14 protein-coding genes are annotated in these 16,492 nt (G+C 62.5%); 4 read left to right on the forward strand and 10 right to left on the reverse strand.

Annotated elements, in window-relative coordinates:
* Positions 1-8 precede the first annotated feature (8 nt).
* Genes HY921_09895 through HY921_09920 form a run of 6 tightly spaced genes read right to left on the reverse strand, consistent with a single transcriptional unit; the run spans position 9 to position 8,002 of the window.
* Positions 9-1,760 (reverse strand): ABC transporter substrate-binding protein, encoded by a 1,752-nt coding sequence (locus HY921_09895; GenBank protein MBI5631180.1) that lies wholly within the window; start codon positions 1,758-1,760, stop codon positions 9-11.
* A gap of 9 nt (positions 1,761-1,769) precedes the next feature.
* Entirely contained in the window at positions 1,770-3,536 is a 1,767-nt protein-coding gene (locus HY921_09900) for an ABC transporter substrate-binding protein (protein MBI5631181.1), read from the reverse strand.
* Positions 3,503-5,710, reverse strand: a complete 2,208-nt coding sequence (locus HY921_09905) for an oligopeptide transporter, OPT family (GenBank protein MBI5631182.1) — start codon at positions 5,708-5,710, stop codon at positions 3,503-3,505. The genes HY921_09900 and HY921_09905 overlap by 34 nt, the downstream gene beginning before the upstream one ends.
* On the reverse strand, positions 5,707-6,729 hold the full coding sequence (locus HY921_09910; protein ID MBI5631183.1) for a dipeptide ABC transporter ATP-binding protein: 1,023 nt from the start codon (positions 6,727-6,729) through the stop codon (positions 5,707-5,709). The genes HY921_09905 and HY921_09910 overlap by 4 nt, the downstream gene beginning before the upstream one ends.
* Positions 6,726-7,745 (reverse strand): ABC transporter ATP-binding protein, encoded by a 1,020-nt coding sequence (locus HY921_09915; protein ID MBI5631184.1) that lies wholly within the window; start codon positions 7,743-7,745, stop codon positions 6,726-6,728. The genes HY921_09910 and HY921_09915 overlap by 4 nt, the downstream gene beginning before the upstream one ends.
* A gap of 23 nt (positions 7,746-7,768) precedes the next feature.
* Positions 7,769-8,002 (reverse strand): Lrp/AsnC ligand binding domain-containing protein, encoded by a 234-nt coding sequence (locus tag HY921_09920; GenBank protein ID MBI5631185.1) that lies wholly within the window; start codon positions 8,000-8,002, stop codon positions 7,769-7,771.
* 193 nt (positions 8,003-8,195) lie between these two features.
* Here HY921_09920 and HY921_09925 point away from each other — a divergent pair, with 193 nt between their 5' ends.
* The 3 genes from HY921_09925 to HY921_09935 all read left to right on the forward strand — a co-directional run bounded on the left by HY921_09925 (position 8,196) and on the right by HY921_09935 (position 10,751).
* Complete coding sequence (locus tag HY921_09925) at positions 8,196-9,746, forward strand: hypothetical protein (GenBank protein ID MBI5631186.1); 1,551 nt, start codon at positions 8,196-8,198, stop codon at positions 9,744-9,746.
* On the forward strand, positions 9,743-10,204 hold the full coding sequence (locus HY921_09930) for a hypothetical protein (protein MBI5631187.1): 462 nt from the start codon (positions 9,743-9,745) through the stop codon (positions 10,202-10,204). The genes HY921_09925 and HY921_09930 overlap by 4 nt, the downstream gene beginning before the upstream one ends.
* A gap of 64 nt (positions 10,205-10,268) precedes the next feature.
* Complete coding sequence (locus HY921_09935) at positions 10,269-10,751, forward strand: DUF192 domain-containing protein (protein MBI5631188.1); 483 nt, start codon at positions 10,269-10,271, stop codon at positions 10,749-10,751.
* Between the two features lie 6 nt (positions 10,752-10,757).
* Here the strand turns inward: HY921_09935 and HY921_09940 are convergent, their stop codons facing one another.
* From HY921_09940 to HY921_09955, 4 genes are all read right to left on the reverse strand, one after another.
* On the reverse strand, positions 10,758-12,467 hold the full coding sequence (locus HY921_09940) for a hypothetical protein (GenBank protein ID MBI5631189.1): 1,710 nt from the start codon (positions 12,465-12,467) through the stop codon (positions 10,758-10,760).
* Positions 12,468-12,491: 24 nt separating this feature from the next.
* Positions 12,492-13,187 carry a hypothetical protein gene (locus HY921_09945; GenBank protein ID MBI5631190.1) on the reverse strand — a complete coding sequence of 232 codons (696 nt, stop codon included), beginning with the start codon at positions 13,185-13,187 and terminating at the stop codon, positions 12,492-12,494.
* Between the two features lie 113 nt (positions 13,188-13,300).
* Positions 13,301-13,996, reverse strand: coding sequence for a response regulator transcription factor (locus HY921_09950; GenBank protein MBI5631191.1), 696 nt, complete (start codon positions 13,994-13,996; stop codon positions 13,301-13,303).
* Positions 13,997-14,047: 51 nt separating this feature from the next.
* Positions 14,048-15,655: an acyl-CoA carboxylase subunit beta gene (locus HY921_09955; protein ID MBI5631192.1), complete on the reverse strand. Its 1,608-nt coding sequence runs from the start codon at positions 15,653-15,655 to the stop codon at positions 14,048-14,050.
* A gap of 178 nt (positions 15,656-15,833) precedes the next feature.
* Between HY921_09955 and HY921_09960 the strand changes: the two genes are divergently transcribed.
* Positions 15,834-16,463, forward strand: a complete 630-nt coding sequence (locus tag HY921_09960; GenBank protein ID MBI5631193.1) for a hypothetical protein — start codon at positions 15,834-15,836, stop codon at positions 16,461-16,463.
* The last annotated feature ends 29 nt before the right edge of the window (positions 16,464-16,492 follow it).

The following is a 16,492-nucleotide window of genomic DNA, read 5'->3' on the forward strand; positions in this document are numbered from 1 at the left end:
TTCGAGGATCATTGCTTGGAGATGGGGTAGTAGTATCCCCCATACGGCGAATCCGGGAACACCGGATTGTGGTACCAGCCCTTGACCCAGTTTCGCTGGGTGCGGTAGCGGTACTGCTCTACGAAGACCATGTGCGGGACGAACTCGTACTCCAACTGCTGGAGCTTGGCGTAAAGCTGCTTGCGCTTGGCCAAGTTCGTCTCGCGGTTGGCCGCCTCGATGATCTTGTCGAACTCGGGATTGGAGAATTTTTGGCGGCCTGGAAAGTCCCCGTGGGTATGCAGGAGCGGGAAGGCGAAGTTGTGCGGGTCCGGGTAATCCGCGTTCCAGCCCATCACGAAGATGGGGAGCTTCGAGGAAGTGATGGCGTCGAGGAAGGTCGGCCATTCCACCGCGCGCACGTCCACCGTGAACTTGGGGTTGACGGACTCTATCATCCTCTTCATGATTTGGCAGAGATTCTGACGCGCGGAGTTGCCCGAGTTGAACACCAATGTGAACCGGAAGCCCTCGGACCAGACTTTCCCCCCCCAGGCCTTCTGGAAATGCTCCTTGGCCTTGCCCAAGTCCAGGCTGTAGATGGCCTGTTTGGGGTTATAGCCGGGCAGGCTCTTGGGGATAGCACCCCGGGCGCGCACGCCCTTGCCCCCGAACACGTCCTTGATGTAGCCGTCGTAGTCGAAGGCGTAGGCAAATCCCTTGCGCACGTCGATGTCGGAGAAGAAGTCGGCGGGGATCCCCTGCCCATCGAGCTTGCCCGAGCCCAGGTAGGGGTTGCCGGCGGCGCTCACCTGGAAGGTGAAGAAGGCGATGGGGTTGATCTCCATGGTGGCTTGGCCGTCCAGGATCTGGACGCCCGGCAGGTTCTGGAACTGGCTGTATACCGAGCGGTCCGCGTAGACCGAGTCCACGTCCCCGGCCTGGAGCATGAGCTTGCGGGTGCCCACCTCGTTGATGCCCTTGATGATCACGCGCTTGAGCTTGGCCGGGCCCTTCCAGTAGCCGTCGTTGCGGGCGAGGATCACTTCCTTGGTTTTGCGGTCCCAGCGCTCGAGCTTGAAGGGGCCGGTGCCGTTGGAGCTCTCGAAGAAGGCGCTCGATTCCTTCTTGAGGTTGTTGAGCGCGGGGAGGCTCGCCTCGGCGCCGTCCCAATCCCCGCGCTTGACGGCCCAGGCCTTGGAGAGGACGGGCCCCCAGGAGGCCAGGATGGACAGGAGCGGGGCGTAGGGCTGCGGCAAAGTCAGGACCAGAACGTCGCCCTCCACGCGCACGGCCTTCTCGGCGGCCTTGAATATATCGGGCTTGAGGGCGCCTTTCTCGTCGCGGGTGGTGGGAGTGCCGAGGATGGGCTCCAGAAGCAAGGAGGACGGCCCGGCCGCGCGGTCCAGGAGCAGGAAGCGGATGATGGAGTAGCGCACGTCCTCGGGCGTCATGGGGGTCCCGTCGTGGAATTTCACCCCCTTGCGGATGGGGATGCGGTATACCTTCCCGTCCGCCGAGATCCCGCCGTTTTCCCGGGTCGGAATCTTGGCCGCGGTGAGCGGGACCAGCTTCTCGGTCGAGGACTTGTCGAAGAAGAACAGGGGCTCGTAGATGTTGAGCATGATGCTGTGGCTGGCCGTGTCATAGGCCCAGGCCGGGTCCAAGGTGTCGGCGTCCGAGATGGTGGCGTAGGTGAAGGTGTCCGGGTGGGTGGTCGCGGAGCCCGTGCCGGCTCCGAGGCTGAGGATGGCCGTTATCGCGAGGAGTCGTTTTTTCATGGTTTTTGTTTATCCTTTAGATATTGGATACAGGTATCCGTAGAGAATGATTGGGTTATAATACCAGCCCTTCACCCACTGTCGGACGGCTTGAAAATTCACGGTGTCTATGGTGAAGATTTGCGGAAGCTCGGCGTTGGCGATGGCCGCGAGCTCGTAATAAAGGGCCTTGCGTTCGGCCAAGCCGCTCTCGGACTTGGCCTTCTCTATCAAGGCGTCGGCCCTCGGGTTCGCGTAGCCCTGGACCTTGGCGTAATAGCCCTGGCTGTGCAAAAAGGGATGGACCGCGTTATGGGGATCGGGGTAGTCCATGCCCCAGCGCACGTTGGCCATGGGGAACTTCCCCGCGGCGTAGGCGCTAAGATAAGTCGACCACTGCACCCCCCGGATGTCCATCTTGAACTTGGGGTTCAAGGACTCGACGTTTTTCTTCAATATCTGGCAGGCGAGCTGGCGGTCGGCCCGCCCTTCCATGTAGACCACGGTGAATTGGAAGCCCTTCTCCCATATCTCTCCGCCGCGGGCTTTCTTGAAATGTTCGGCGGCCTTTTCCAAATCATGCCTCGGGACTCCCTGCTGGGAATTATAGCCGATAACCCCGCGCGGGATGGGCCCGCGCGCCCGGTAGCCCTTGCCGCGGTAGCCGTCCCGGATGTAGGCGTCGTAGTCGAAGGCGTGGGCAAATCCCTTGCGCACGTCGATGTCGGAGAAGAAGTCGTCGGGGATTCCCCGCCCGTCGAGCTTGCCGCTCCCGATATAGGGGTTGGCCTGGGGATTAATCTTGAAGGAGAAAATGAAGGCGTTATGGACTTCCAAGAAGGGCAAATCATCCAGGATGCGCACTCCCTTAAGACCCGCTACTTGAGGGAGGAATTGCCTTTCCATCATGGCCGCGTCGGCGTCCCCGGCCTGGAGCATGAGCTTGCGCGTGCCCGGCTCGCTCACCGTGCGGAATACCAGGCGCTTGAGGGCGGCGGGCTTTCTCCAATAATTCTCATGGCGCGAGAGGACCACGAGCTTGTTTTCCTTGTCCCAGCGTTCGAGCTTGAAGGGGCCCGTGCCGTTGGCCCTGTCGTAGAGGGCCGCCTCCTGCTTTCCTTGGTCGTGGTACTTGATCCAGGACTCGGCGTTTGCGTCCCAGCCGCCGTGCCCGACGGTCCAGGCCTTGGAGACGATCGCCCCATAGCCGGCCAGGATGGAGAGAAGGGGGGCGTAGGGCTCCTTAAGGCGAACCACCAGGGCCCCGCCCTCGATACGGAGGGCCCGGTCGGCCTCGGCGAAGGCCTCGGGGTCCGGCCTGCCATCGGGGCCGGCCAGATTCTGGCGTCCGAGGATGGGCTCTAGAAGGAGGAAGGATGGGCCGCTTGAGCGGTCCATGAGGAGAAAGCGCATCAGGGAATACTTGACGTCCTCGGGGGTGAGGAGGCTCCCGTCGTGGAAGTGGACGTTTTTTCGGATGGGGAAGGTGTATGAGAGGCCGTCCTTCGACAAAAGGCTGTTTTTTAGGTCAGGCACCGCGCTCGCGATCCGGGGCTCGAAGTCCTGGGTGGAGGAGCCCTTGTAGAAGATGAGATTTTCGTAAAGCTGGTACTCGATCTCGTGGCTGATCCCGTCGAACTCCCAGGCCGGGTCGAGGCTGTCCACGTCCCCGATCATCGCGTAGGTGAAGGTGTTGTAGTCCCCTGCCGCCCAGGCGGCAGGGGACAGGAGAACTGTCGTTATCGCGACCGTGTATTTCCAGCTCAAGCCTTGCGCCCCTTTTCTTGCGCGAGCCATTTCTCGCAACCCACCAGGACGAGGCAGAGCAAGAGAACCCCGAAAGCCGCCAAGGAGGTCGCGTCGCTTTGGGTCCAAGCCCCCAGCCTTTGGCTCAAATCAAGCCTCTTGACCAAGGACGGGCTCAGGGAGAACAAGGCGATCACGATGCCGGCGATGGCGCCCCCCGCGATATAGCCCGAGGAAAGAAGGACCCCGGGGCTCATTTCGGACTCCGCCGCGCTTTTCTTGGTCCAGCGGTCCACCAGCCAGCGCACGACTCCTCCCGCGAAAATGGGCGTGGATGCGGCAAGGGGCAGGTAGACCCCGACGGCGAAGGGAAGAGAGGGCACCGCGCAGAGCTCCAGGACCAAGGCGATGGCCACTCCCAGGAGCACCAGGCCCCAGGGCAGTTTGCCCGTGAGTATGCCGTCTATGATGAGAGACATCAGCCGGGCCTTGGGAGCGTTGTACTTTTGAACCGTGCTCCCGTCCATTCGGGTTTTTTCCACGCCGTTGATCCCGGGATCGACCAGATAGCGGACAGAGCCGGAATCGTCCACCAGGTACTTGCCGGCGGGAAGGCCGGCCACGTCCCCCTCTCCCACGTGCCAGGCCCAATAGGTCTTGGAGTCCATGGCCGCGTCCGGGCCGCGCAGGGCCTCCCTTTTGGAGAGCTCCTGCATGGGCGCGTGGATCTCCGGGTAGTTGCGCGGGGCGTACACCGTGCTCGCGTCGTTTAAGACCATCAAGGTCATGCCGATGACCAAGGCCGAGGACAGGGCCCCGACCAGGAGTCCCACCTGCTGATGCCGCGGCGTGGCCCCCACCAGGTAGCCGGTTTTCAAGTCCTGCGAGGTCGTTCCCCCGTTGGAGGCCGCGATGCAGACGATGGCCGCGATGGAGAGGGCGGTGAGCCGGGCTCCCTTGCCCACCCAGCCCCCGGAGGGATCGAAATGTCCCATCAGGACGAAGATGAGGCAGGTGAGAAGCAAGGTCGCCACGGTCATGCCCGAGATGGGGTTGGAGGAGGAGCCGATCTCCCCGGTGAGCCGCGAGGAGACGGTCACGAAGAGAAAACCGAACAGCACGATGAGGACCGCTCCCAGGAGCCCCTTGATCCCGAAGCCGAGGCCGAGCATCGGTGCTCCCGCGATGGCCAGGACCAGCCCGAGGCTTCCCCCGATCACCACGCGGCTGGAGAGATCGTCCTCCGTCCGGACCTTGCGCTGGGAGGCGGCGGATTTCCCGGTCCCCGAGGCGATGTCGGAAAGGCCGGATTTGAGCGAGGTCCAGATGGTGGGCAGGGCCTGCAGGAGGCTCACGATGCCGCCCGCGGCCACGGCTCCGGCTCCGATGTAGAGGACGTAGGCCTTCCAGATTTCCCCCGGCTCCATGTCCCGTATGAGCTTGGTGGCCGGGAAAAGCGGGGTTGGGGCCATGTCGCCGAAGAGCTTGATGGCCGGGGTGAGGACCCAGGAGGCGAGGATGCCTCCGGCCACCATCACGCAGGAGATGCGGGTCCCGATGATGTAGCCGACCCCCAGGAGCTCCGGAGCCACCTCCCCGCTCACGGCCGCGCCCTTGAAGAACGAGATGGCTCGGCTCGGGACGTCGTTCCACAGCCGCAAGGCGCTCATAAGGATCTTGTAAAGAGTGGCCAGGCCGAATCCCGTGAACACGGTCTTAGCGCTGGCTCCCCCCTGCTCGCCCACGATGAGGACGTCCGCGCAAGCGGTGCCCTCGGGATAAGGAAGCTTGCCGTGCTGCTTGACTATGAAGGCCCGGCGCAGGGGGATCATCATGAGCACCCCCAGGAGGCCCCCCAGAGAGGAGACCACCATGACCCGGGCCAGGTCCATCTCGTAGCCGAGGACCATGAGTGCTGGCATGGTGACTCCCACGCCGAAGGCGATGGATTCCCCCGCCGAGCCGGTGGTCTGGACCATGTTGTTCTCGAGGATGGTGGCCCGGCGCGCGCCGGGCAGGCGGCTTGCGAGCCTGAATATGGTGATGGAAAGCACCGCGATGGGAATGGAGGCCGAGACCGTCATGCCGACTTTCAGCACCAGATAGAGAGAGGAGGCGCCGAAGACGATCCCTAGCACCGCTCCCAGCAGCACGGCCGACCACGTGAATTCGGGGATGCTGGAGTGGTCCGGAATGTAAGGCTTGTGTTGTGGTTCTGCGTTCATAGGGCGATCAAGGCCGCCTGGCTGGGCTTTTCCTTGAAAGGCAGGACCGGGCAGGCGGCCCAGTGCCCGGCCTTAGGCTCTCCCAGGGGCGGAACCTCCGTTTTGCAGGATGCAACGGCGTAGCGGCAGCGCGGATGAAAGTGGCAGCCGGAGGGAGGCTTCAAGGGGCTGGGGACGTCTCCGGCGAGGAGAATTCTTTTGCGCTTCTTCTCGATGTTGGGGTCGGGGATGGGCACCGCCGATAGGAGGGCCTCGGTGTAGGGATGCTGGGGATCGTTGAAAAGCGCCTCCGACTCGGCCAGCTCCACGATCCGCCCCAGGTACATGACCGCGATGCGGTTGCAGAGGTGCCGCACCACCGAGAAGTCGTGCGAGATGAAGACGTAAGTGAGTTTGAGCTCCCTTTGCAGATCCTTGAGGAGGTTCAGTATCTGCGCCTGGATGGATACGTCCAGGGCAGAGACCGGCTCGTCGGCCACGATGAGCTTGGGGTTCAAGGCCAGCGCCCGAGCGATCCCGACGCGCTGCCTCTGCCCGCCGGAAAACTCATGGGGGTGGCGGCGCAAATGGCTCTTGGCCAGGCCGCAGACGTCCAAGAGGTATTCCAGGCGCTTCTGGCGCTCGGCCGGGTTCTTGTGGACGCCATGGATGATGAAGGGCTCCGAGATGATCTGCTCCACGGTCATGCGCGGGTTGAGGCTGGAGAAGGGATCCTGGAATATCACCTGCATCTGACGGCGGAGCTTGCGCATCTCCCCGCCGGAGAGCTCGCTCATCTTGCGGCCCTCGAACAGAACTTCACCTTCCGTGGGCTTCTCCAGGGCCAGAATGAGCCGGCCCAAGGTGGTCTTTCCGCAGCCGGACTCCCCGACGATGGCGAAGCTTTCCTGTGATCTTACCGAGAAGCTCACTCCGTCCACGGCCTTGACCTCGGATTTCCGGCCCATGAGGCCCTTGCGCACGGAAAAATATTTCTTGAGGCCGCTGACCTCGAGAAGCGGTTGGTCCGTGGGGCTCAAGAGACCGCCTCCCGGTGCCCGCCGTAGCGGTGGCGTGACTCCTGGGACTCGCCTTCCTGCTTCCAGCAGTTGGACATGCGGCCGCCGGCCAGGTGGAATTGGGGCGGATCCTGGGTCTTGCAGCGCTCCTCGGCGCAAGGACAGCGGGTCACGAAGGGGCAGCCCGGGAACTCCCGGGTGAGTTCGGGGGGCTGGCCGGGCACCGCCTCGAGCCTTTCCTTGCGCTGGTAAATGGAGGGGACGGAATTGAGCAGGCCCTGGGTGTAGGGATGCTTGGGGCTCTTGAAAATCTCGGAGACAACTGCGTGCTCGACCTGGCGGCCGGCATACATCACCGAGACCTCGTCGGCCATCTCCGCCACCACCCCGATGTTGTGGGTGATGAGGATGATCGCCATCTTGTATTCCTTCTGGAGGTTGCGCATGAGCTCGAGGATCTGGGCCTGGATCGTGACGTCGAGGGCCGTGGTCGGCTCGTCGGCGATGAGGACGTCCGGCTCGCAGGAAAGCGCGATAGCGATCATGGCCCTCTGGCGCATCCCCCCGGAGAACTGGTGGGGATAGTCCTTGACCCGCTCCTCGGCGTGGGGAATCCCGACTTTTTCGAGAAGCGACACGGCCTTGGCCCAGGCCTTTTCGCGGCTCGCCTTCTGGTGAAGCATCACGGCCTCGGCGATCTGGTCTCCCACGGTGAGGACGGGGTTGAGCGAAGTCATGGGCTCCTGGAAAATCATGGCGATGCGGTTGCCGCGGATCTCGCGCATGGGAGTGGGCCCAAGGCGCAGGAGGTCCTGGCCCGCGAAAAGGATTTTTCCGGCCACGATCTTGGCGGGCGGCATGGGCAACAGCCTCAGGATGGACAGGGCGTGCACGCTTTTCCCCGAGCCGGACTCCCCCACCACGGCCAAGGTCTTGCCGGGGTACAGGTCGTAGCTGATCCCGTCCACGGCGCGCACCACGTTGGAGTCGGTGTGGAAGTACGTTCTGAGGCCCTGGACTGAAAGGATGGGATCCACTTAGGGGAGAGGCAAAGTCAACCCTAGATCGCGGTCGTGATCAGGCTTTCCGTGGAGAGAACGCCGGGAATGGCCCGGATGTCACGGACCACCACGTTGGAAAGGGTCGCCAAGTCGTCCGTCTCGATGTCGAGGATCAGGTCCCAGCGGCCGAACACGGCGGTGACGTGAGCCACTCCAGTGGTTTCCTTGATCTTGGCCAAGGCCTGCTTTTCCTTGCCCGCCATGAGCCGAACCAGCACCAGTCCAGTTACCATGCCTATTTCTCCTGTATAAACGACGCCTAAACCCCCGGAAACCCCCGCGATGTTGCGTGGGCTTCCTTATATAGCAAAATAGCCGCGTTTATTATACCAAATCGCCGTGGATTTTCTCTTTTTGATATTATGTCTGCTTCATGGTTTTAAGGGATCAAGCATCCTGTCGCCTCCGAACGCGGAGGCTCCTGTCATGAAGAAGGCGCTGCCGCTTTTCCTGGGCCTGGCGGCCCTTTACGCGGTCCTGTTCGGCCTGCGGTTCTGGTGGTCCCAGTGGGCGCGCTCTGTGGAGCTCTCCACCGGAAAGCCGTCCTATCTCCACTACGAGTTCGTGGACATACGTCTGCGCGCGCGCGATCCCAAGCTGGTCGAGCGCTGGCGGAGGTCTCCTCCGAAAGCGTCCGTGCTCTTCCGGGGCAAAGAGGTGTCCACCGTTGCCCATCTGCGCGATCTAGAGCTGAAATACGATTCCGACTCGGGGGCTTGGATCGGGCTCTGGCCCTGCCCTTGGAACGCGGAGCCCGGGCGCTACGACCTTAGGCTCGCGGGATTCGAGAGTGAGCTGGCGGGCCGGCTCCGGACGAAATCCTTCGAGATCCGCCGGCGGCGGCCCAAGGCCCTGCCCCCGGGCTTCGTGGCCCTCACTTTGGAAAGCGTCATGCCTCTGCAAAGCATGAAAGTCACGGCTCCCTCCGGGGAGAAAAAGGATTGGCGGGGACTTCTCGACTGGGTCGAGTACGTGGGGGCGGACGCCTTCTGGGTCCTGGGCGGCCAGACCCCGGGCCAAAAGCCGGGCGAGGTCTGGATGAACCAAAACCTGGCCATGATCCCAATGCTCGCGCGGGAATGCCGCCGCCGCGGCATCAAGTTCGGCGTGTACGCGATGTGCTATCTCACCATGTCCTCCTCCAATAAAATCCCCGGCTACGAATACGCCCTGGAGATCGAGGACGGCAAGCCCGTGGAGACCCGCGCTGTGTCCCTGCGCGAGAAAAAGCGCGTCCGAGACGTGATCGAGATCCTCAAGAAATTCCGCGGCATCCCCGAGGTGGACTACCTCGGGATAGACTACGTCCGCAACGCTTTGGGCGGCTATGAGCTGGCCGAGGAGTTCTATGCCGAGATGCCGGGCCTGCGTCCGCCCCCGGACTGGGGCAAGCTCTCGCGCCAGGAGCGCATGGTTTATTTCGCGCGCAAGAAGGTCATGCGCAGGGACCATGACTTCATCGACGCTTGGCAGTGGTGGCGGGCGCACCTCGTGGGCCAGATCGTGAGCCAGATCAAAGGGGAGCTCGGCGAGGAGAAGCCCCTGTGGGCCTTCACCCTCACCTGGGACAAGGGCTGGCATCACGGCCAGGATCCGGTAATGATGAACGATGCCGGGGTGGACGCCGACGCCCTCATGCTTTATGAGGCCACCGGCCCGCAATTCCATGACCTCATCCAAGACTGGAACGGCTACGTCAAGAGGAGGGACGCCCAGCTCGTGGTGGGAGACGTGATCGACTGGCCCCTCCATCAGCGCCACCCCGAGGGCCCCAAGGAGTTCTACCGCCGCTCCATCCTGGCCATAGACAAGATATACTCCGACGGCCCGGCCGCCGGGGTTTTCTTCCATGACTTGAGCCGGGCCCTCTGGGGTCGGGTCGGGCCCTGGGGCACGAAGGCCTGGATGGACGAGGCCAGGAACGCGGCCCGGTATTTCCGGAGCCTCCCGCAGAATCGGGCCCCCGGGGACCGATGAACCTGCTGTTTCTTCTCTCGGCCGCCGTGGCCCATGCGCAGACCCCCGCCGCCCGGCCCGAGAAGCCGGAACGGGCGGCGCTGCACTCCGTCGGTCCGGACCAGCAGGCGCCGCCCTTGGCCCTGGCCCTCGACATGGCCTTCGGCCCCGCCGTCTGGGCCGAGGTCAAGATATCCACCACGGGTCCCGTGGCCGAGCTCTCTGGCCTTGTCAAAGAGGGTTATTACAAGCTCGAGATCATACAGCTCGTCCTCATGAGCGTCCAGGCCCGCAGGCCCCTCAAGGAAGCCGTCAAGAAGAGGAGCGATGGCGCCAAGCTATCCGATATCGCCGCGGGCTACAAGCTCGATTACGACAAGCTCTACGATTCCGCGCTCGCGGTCGAGGCCTTGGTGGACAAGGAGTACCTGCCGCGGTTCCCGGAGCCCAAGCCGCGCATAAGCGGGCGAGAACGCTGAGAGGAGAGTTATGCTTGATGGAAATTGGCGGCGAAGTCATCCACAAAAATTTCCCGGGAAGTTTTTGGGGATAAGTCTGGCAGCGGGACTGATTGCTCTCTGGTCGGGCCTCGCCCTCCCTACTGCCCTCCCTGCCGCCAAGCCCGCGATAGTCGCGCTGCGCAAGACGGCCTTGTCCCTTCCCGGCGGGAAGAAAGTCGAGGTCGAGGTGGCCGATTCCCCCTCCACGCGGGAGCGGGGGCTCATGTACCGGCGCAACCCCAAGGATTGCTGGATGCTTTTCGTTTTTTCCCAGCCCATGGCCCTGCAGTTCTGGATGAAGAACACCTTCGTCAGCCTGGACATAGTCTACATAGGCTCGGACAAGAGGATCACGCGCGTCCACGAGAAAGTCATGCCCTCCGTGGAGAAGACCATGGATGAGGATGTGGCGCGGGTCGGGGGCTTCGGCCAATACGTGCTCGAACTCCCCGCCGGGACGGCGCGACGGCTCAAGCTGAAGGAAGGGCAGGCCCTGGGATTCTCGGTCGGGATCCCGGAGAGATAGGCTCCGCTACGGCTTGCGCTCGCGGCGGATTTCTTCCACGCGCTTTTCTAAGAAGGCCCTGTCTTGCCACAAACCATAGCCCCAAAAGGCCAGGCCCAACGCCAGTCCCGAAGCGGCCAGGGACAGGGCGCCGGAGGAAAATAAGGCGGTTGCCAGCGATAAAAAGAAGTAAAGCGGCCATTTCCCGGCGTTTTTCCGGACAGACTTCAGGGCGTCCTCAATCCGATATGGCCGATCCTCCTCTTTCCAAGAGACTCTTGTCCAGGAATTTTTGATTTCTTGAAGAATCCACAGCGCCACCGGCAAAAAATAGAGGGGGTTCCATGAATTGCCGATCATTTGATAAGTGTTGTGCCAATAGTAGATGACAGCCGTGTGCATCATAAGCATAACCACGATCCAGTTGAGAGTCGCGGCATCCGAGGCGCTATTTCGGAGAGAAGGGATGTTTCGCCTCTGTGCGCGGTCCGGGTCCGCCGCTGCCCGGAGGCCGGCAAGAGCCTCGGCGGCTGCTTGCTTATCCTGCCGGAAGAGAGCTTCCCTATTGGCTTCCAGATTGCCCAGGGCCTGCTCCACGATTTTGAACGGCGATTGCAAAGTTATCAGAACATATGTCCGCAAAGCTCTCCGGGCGTAGGCGGGCTCATCCAAGTGATGGACGGGCCCCTGCTCATGGAGTTCCCGCGGCGCTGTGATGTCCACCAAAAGAAGGGACAGAGCGTCTTCTCTGCTTCGCGGCTCCGACAGGTGCTCCGAGACGGCGTCCAGGGCGTCGAATACGCGCAGGCTCCGCTCCATCTCTGGGAATTGGCGCGCGGCCAAGATGAGATTCTCGGCCAACTCGTACTGGAGGCGCTTGTCGGCGCTGGTCCTGATGTCCTCAATGATGCTCGCGAGAACGCCCTCGAACTCCTCGCCAGAGCGGGCATCGAGGAGGGATCCCATCTTTTGCTCCGCCTGGAGCTGGCTTTTAATCGCCCGGCCCACGGACCCGAGGACGGGAGCGGCGGAGTGGCGGCCAGTTTGCGGCGCAGCGGCCGCCGACGCCTCGACGGCCGCGATCCTCCCCCGCCGGGCCGCGCCCATTCTTGCCAGGATGTCCTTGGCGGTTTGCCGTGATCGGACATTGCTCAACATATTCAGGGCGAAGGCCGTGTCCCAGGAGGGCAGATAGGACTCGCTGACGGCCGCCAAGCGCGCCAAAGCGTCCGATTTCGCCGCCAAGTCGTGGAGCAGCTGCTGGAGGCGGGAGCGGTCGAGTGGTTTGCCGGCGCGCTCCTTATCGGACCAGGCATTGATTTCCCGCCGCAGGGCCTGGCATTCCGAGAATATCTTCAGCCTGTGGTTGTCGGCTAGGACCGCCGCCAGATCCACGGCCTCGTCCATGGCGGCAAAGACCTGTTCGGGCTTGTCCCAAGCGCTGGGGTCGTAAAGCCAGGGTGAATGCCTGGCCAGCACCGTGGCCAGAATCACGAGTTGATCGGATTCCTGTCTTGCCCAAGCGAGCCTCTCCAAGACTGGGTTGATGGAGCGGCGGAAAATCTCGGGGCGGGCGTAAAAGCGGTTGAGCAAGGTGACTGTCTCGGCCGGGACGGCCCCGAGTATCGGCGGCGCCGCGCCCGCGTGGATTAGCCTTGCGAACTCGGGCCCTGGGCGGGCGAAGCCCGAGGCGGGAAGGCAGAATCCTAGGATTAATAAGGCGAGAATACGGCTCATTGGGGGCGCTGAGCGGTACTCGGCTTACCGGTGCCAGGCACTGGGCGCGTATTCTTGCGGTTCCGCGTTGAAAAGAGAGTTTGCCGCGACCTTCCCATTTCGAGTGATTTTGATGGTGTGGGTGTAGGGATAGGAAAAGGTTCTCAGCTCCATCTGGCCGTCGCCGAATAGGATGACTTTTTGGTAGCCGCCCGGCGTTTGGGGCGTGGGCAGGTTGAGCTGGTAGACCTTGATCGCCGATGAGGCGGCCCTGTAGGCGTGGCTTCTGCGCGGCATGAGCCTAAAACCCCTGTCGAGGAGGGCTTGGCCGGGGTTTTCGGCCGTCAAGATGTCCTGGAGATTTTTGATGGGCCTGCGTTCAGGGCTGGCTTGGGGCAAGCGGCCCAGTAATTGAGGATGAACCGAAGTTCTCCTCGGAACGCGCACCAGCTCCGAATGCTCCATCGGGCGGGGCGGGAGGCTTGCTCCATCCCAGATGGCGGAAGCATTCGCGTCCCGGACTTGACGCAGGAGGCTTTCGGCCTCTTCAGCCTGCGCCGGCCTGTCCAGGGGCGGGCGCGATAGAGCATGGGAAGTCGTCAATGGGATGGCGCTCCGGAGCAAGCTCCGGAGGTTCGCGGTTTGAACGGCCTGCGGCTTCTCCTTGTGGCCGACAGGCCCGAGGTCATCATGGATCCTCAGGCTTAGCAAGGCCAGCAATTCGGCTGGGAATGGCGGCATAAAGACCTCCGTAACGCGGCATGTATATTTTAGGAAATAGGGCCTGTTTTCAGAAGGGCCCTTCGGGCCATCCCGGGCTGCCCGAAAGGCCCAGATTTTAGGAGCCGAAAGGCCTACTTCGCGGGAGGGGCGTCGAGGCGGTAGCCGAAACCCCGGACCGCCACGATCATGGCGGAGGCGGGGCCGAGCTTGTCGCGCAGGTGGCTCAAGGTCACGTCCACGACCTTGGTGCTGAGCTCGAGGCCCTGCTCATAACCCCAGACGTGCTGCAGGAGAAAATCCCGGGTGAGCACCCGGTTGCTGCGGTAAATCAAGAACCAGAGGAGGTCGAATTCCTTGGCGCTGAGGTTGATCTCCTTGTTCTTGAGAAAAGCCTTGCGCGACTCCCGGTCGAGCTTGACGTCCCCGGCGGCCTGCACCTGGGGCTCCTCCATCTTTCCCACCCGACGCAAGAGGGCCTCCACGCGGGCGATGAGCTCCTCGGTGTTGAAGGGCTTGGTCAGGTAGTCGTCGGCCCCTTCCTTGAGGCCCGAAACCCGTTCCTCCACGGCTTTCTTTCCGGTGAGAATGAGAAGAGGAAGGCTCGCGGTCTTCTGGTCCTCACGGAGCTCCCGGCAGAGCTCGAGGCCGTCGCCGTCTGGAAGATTGCGGTCGAGAATGATGAGTTCGGGGAGAGCCCGCCGCATGCTCTCTCTCGCCTTGTGCATGCTCTCGGCCGTCTGGACCTCGTAGCCGTCCTCCTTAAGAACCTCGGCGATCAGGTCCGAGGTGGCCGGCTGATCCTCGACGACCAGAATCTGGGCTTTCATGAAATCAATAACAGTATACTATTTGTAATTCGGTAACTGTCACCGAATTGCCTACAAAGGAATATTGCCGCGGTTGACTGGTTCTCCGGGGACGCGCTTGTCGCGCAGGAAGCGCAGGGCCCGGATCACCTTGTAGCGGATTTGGCTGGGCTCGATTACCTCGTCTATGGAGCCCGATGAGGCCGTCTGATAGGGAGAGGCGAATTTCGCGGCGTAATCCGCGGTGAGCTGGGCCTTGAGCGCCGCCTTCTGCTCCTCGGTCTTGGCGTTGGCGAGTTCCCGCGAAAACAATATCTCTATGGCCCCGGCCGGCCCCATCACCGCGATCTCGGCGCAGGGAAGCGCGAAATTGAAGTCCCCCCGCATGTGCTTGGAGCTCATGGCGATGTAGGCCCCCCCGTAGGCCTTGCGCAGTATCACGGTGATCTTGGGCACCGTGGCCTCGCAGTAGGCGTGCAGGATCTTGGCCCCGTGGCGGATGATGCCCCCGTGCTCCTGCTGGACGCCAGGCCAGTAGCCGGGGACGTCCACCAAGGTCACGATCGGGATGTTGAAGGCGTTCAAGAGGCGGATGAAGCGCGCGGCCTTGTCCGATGCGTCTATATTGATGGCCCCGGCCAGGTGCGCCGGGTTATTGGCCACGATCCCGGCCACTTCCCCGCCCAGGCGTATGAAGCCGACCACCATGTTCTTGGCATAGTTCGAGTGGACTTCGAAGAACTTGTGCTCGTCGGCGATCTGCCAAATCACGTGGTGGACGCGGTAGGGCTTCCTCGGATCGAGCTCGCTCATTTTTTCGAGGAGAGGTGTCGTGCGGCGCAAGGGGTCGGGGTTTGCGATCCGAGGCGCGCGATCCCAGCGGCTCTGGGGCAGGTAGGACAGGAGCTCCCGCACCTGGCGGAAGCAGTCCGGCTCGGATTTAGCCACGAAGTGGCAGACGCCGGATTTGGCCGAGTGGGCCTCGGAGCCTCCCAAGGCGTCGAAGCTCACCTCCTCGCCTGTGGCGGACTTGACCACGTCCGGGCCGGTGACGAACATGTGGCTGATCCCTTCCACCATGAAAATAAAGTCCGTGAGAGCGGGGGAGTACACGGCACCTCCGGCGCAGGGGCCGAGGATCACGGAAATTTGCGGGATGACGCCTGAGCACTGGGTGTTGCGGTAGAAGATTTCAGCATATCCATCCAGCGAGTCCACGCCTTCTTGGATTCTGGCTCCGCCCGAATCCAAGAGACCTATCACGGGCACCCGATTGGTCAAGGCCAGGTCCATGATCTTGCAGATCTTCATGGCGTGGGCCAGCCCCAAGGAGCCCCCCAGGACCGTGAAGTCCTGGGCGTAGACGCAGACCTCGCGGCCGTTGACAGTGCCAAAGCCCGTGATCACGCCGTCGGCCGGGATGTCCTTGTCCTTGAGCCCGAACTCGGTGGCCCGGGTATTGACCAGGAGATCCGTCTCCTGGAAACTGCCCTCGTCCAAGAGGTAGTGGATGCGCTCCCGGGCCGTGAATTTCCCCCGGGCCTTTTGGGCTTGGACCCTGTCAGGGCCGCCGCTCGCCAATGCCTTCTCCACGATTTTCCTTAGGCGGGAAACATTGGTGGAAGCCTCGCCGAGCGAGGGCTTGTCTTGGGCCGGCTTTGGCTTTTGGGTGCTATCCATAGGGAGGTATTATAGCGACTTTCGCGCGGCGAGGGCAAAATGGAAAACGAACTCCTTACCATAAATTTGCCGACTTTTAGTTGAAAGCATCATCTTTGCATCATAGATAATCCGCTGCTGAAAGCCGATTGCATCTGCTTGACAGCACAGGTCAATTCCGATAGTATCTGGAAACGTCATGAACGGCCTGTGGGCGGACTCCTGGTTCTACGTCTCGGCGGCTGGTTTTTTGGTGAGTTCGGTGTTTTTCATGTTCCTGTTGCGCCAATACCGTATAGCGGTCGAGAGCGAGGAAGCTCACGAGCCCGCGCCCCAGCCGGAGATCAAGCCCATCGCGGCCGCTCTCAAACCCGTCCCTGAGGCGGTGGCGCCCCTGAGCTTGGAAAGGCCGGTTCCCAAGGTTGCCGCCGAGCCGTCTGTTCCCGCCCCGGCGCCCGCGCCTAACTTGAAGCCTCAATTGGAGAAACTTGAAAAAGAAATTTCCACGTTGAAAGCCCTGGTCATGAAGCAGGCCGAGGCGAGCCAGGACATTCTCAAGCGTTTGAACGACATGGGAGCGAGGCTGCCCTCCCCGGCTCCGGTCTCGGTCCAGGCGCCGACGGCCTCAGATGCGGCCGGTCCTGCCCGGTCCTTGGGAGATAAGTTGCCGGGCATGGGCGCGCCAGCACCCGCGGCGGCTCCCGCCGCCGTTGAGCTGAAAGCGGAGGCTCCGGCTCAGGAGCCGAGCAAGCTTCCTTCCGTCCAACCAGAGGCATCCCCGGCTGATGAGGAAAAACCTGGCCGGAAGGGTCCTGTCTGGCCAATCTAGCCCTCCACATCTTCATCCTCGCTTGCAGC

This window comes from Elusimicrobiota bacterium (genome assembly GCA_016218575.1).
Taxonomy (GTDB): Bacteria; Elusimicrobiota; Elusimicrobia; order UBA1565; family UBA9628; genus JACRDN01.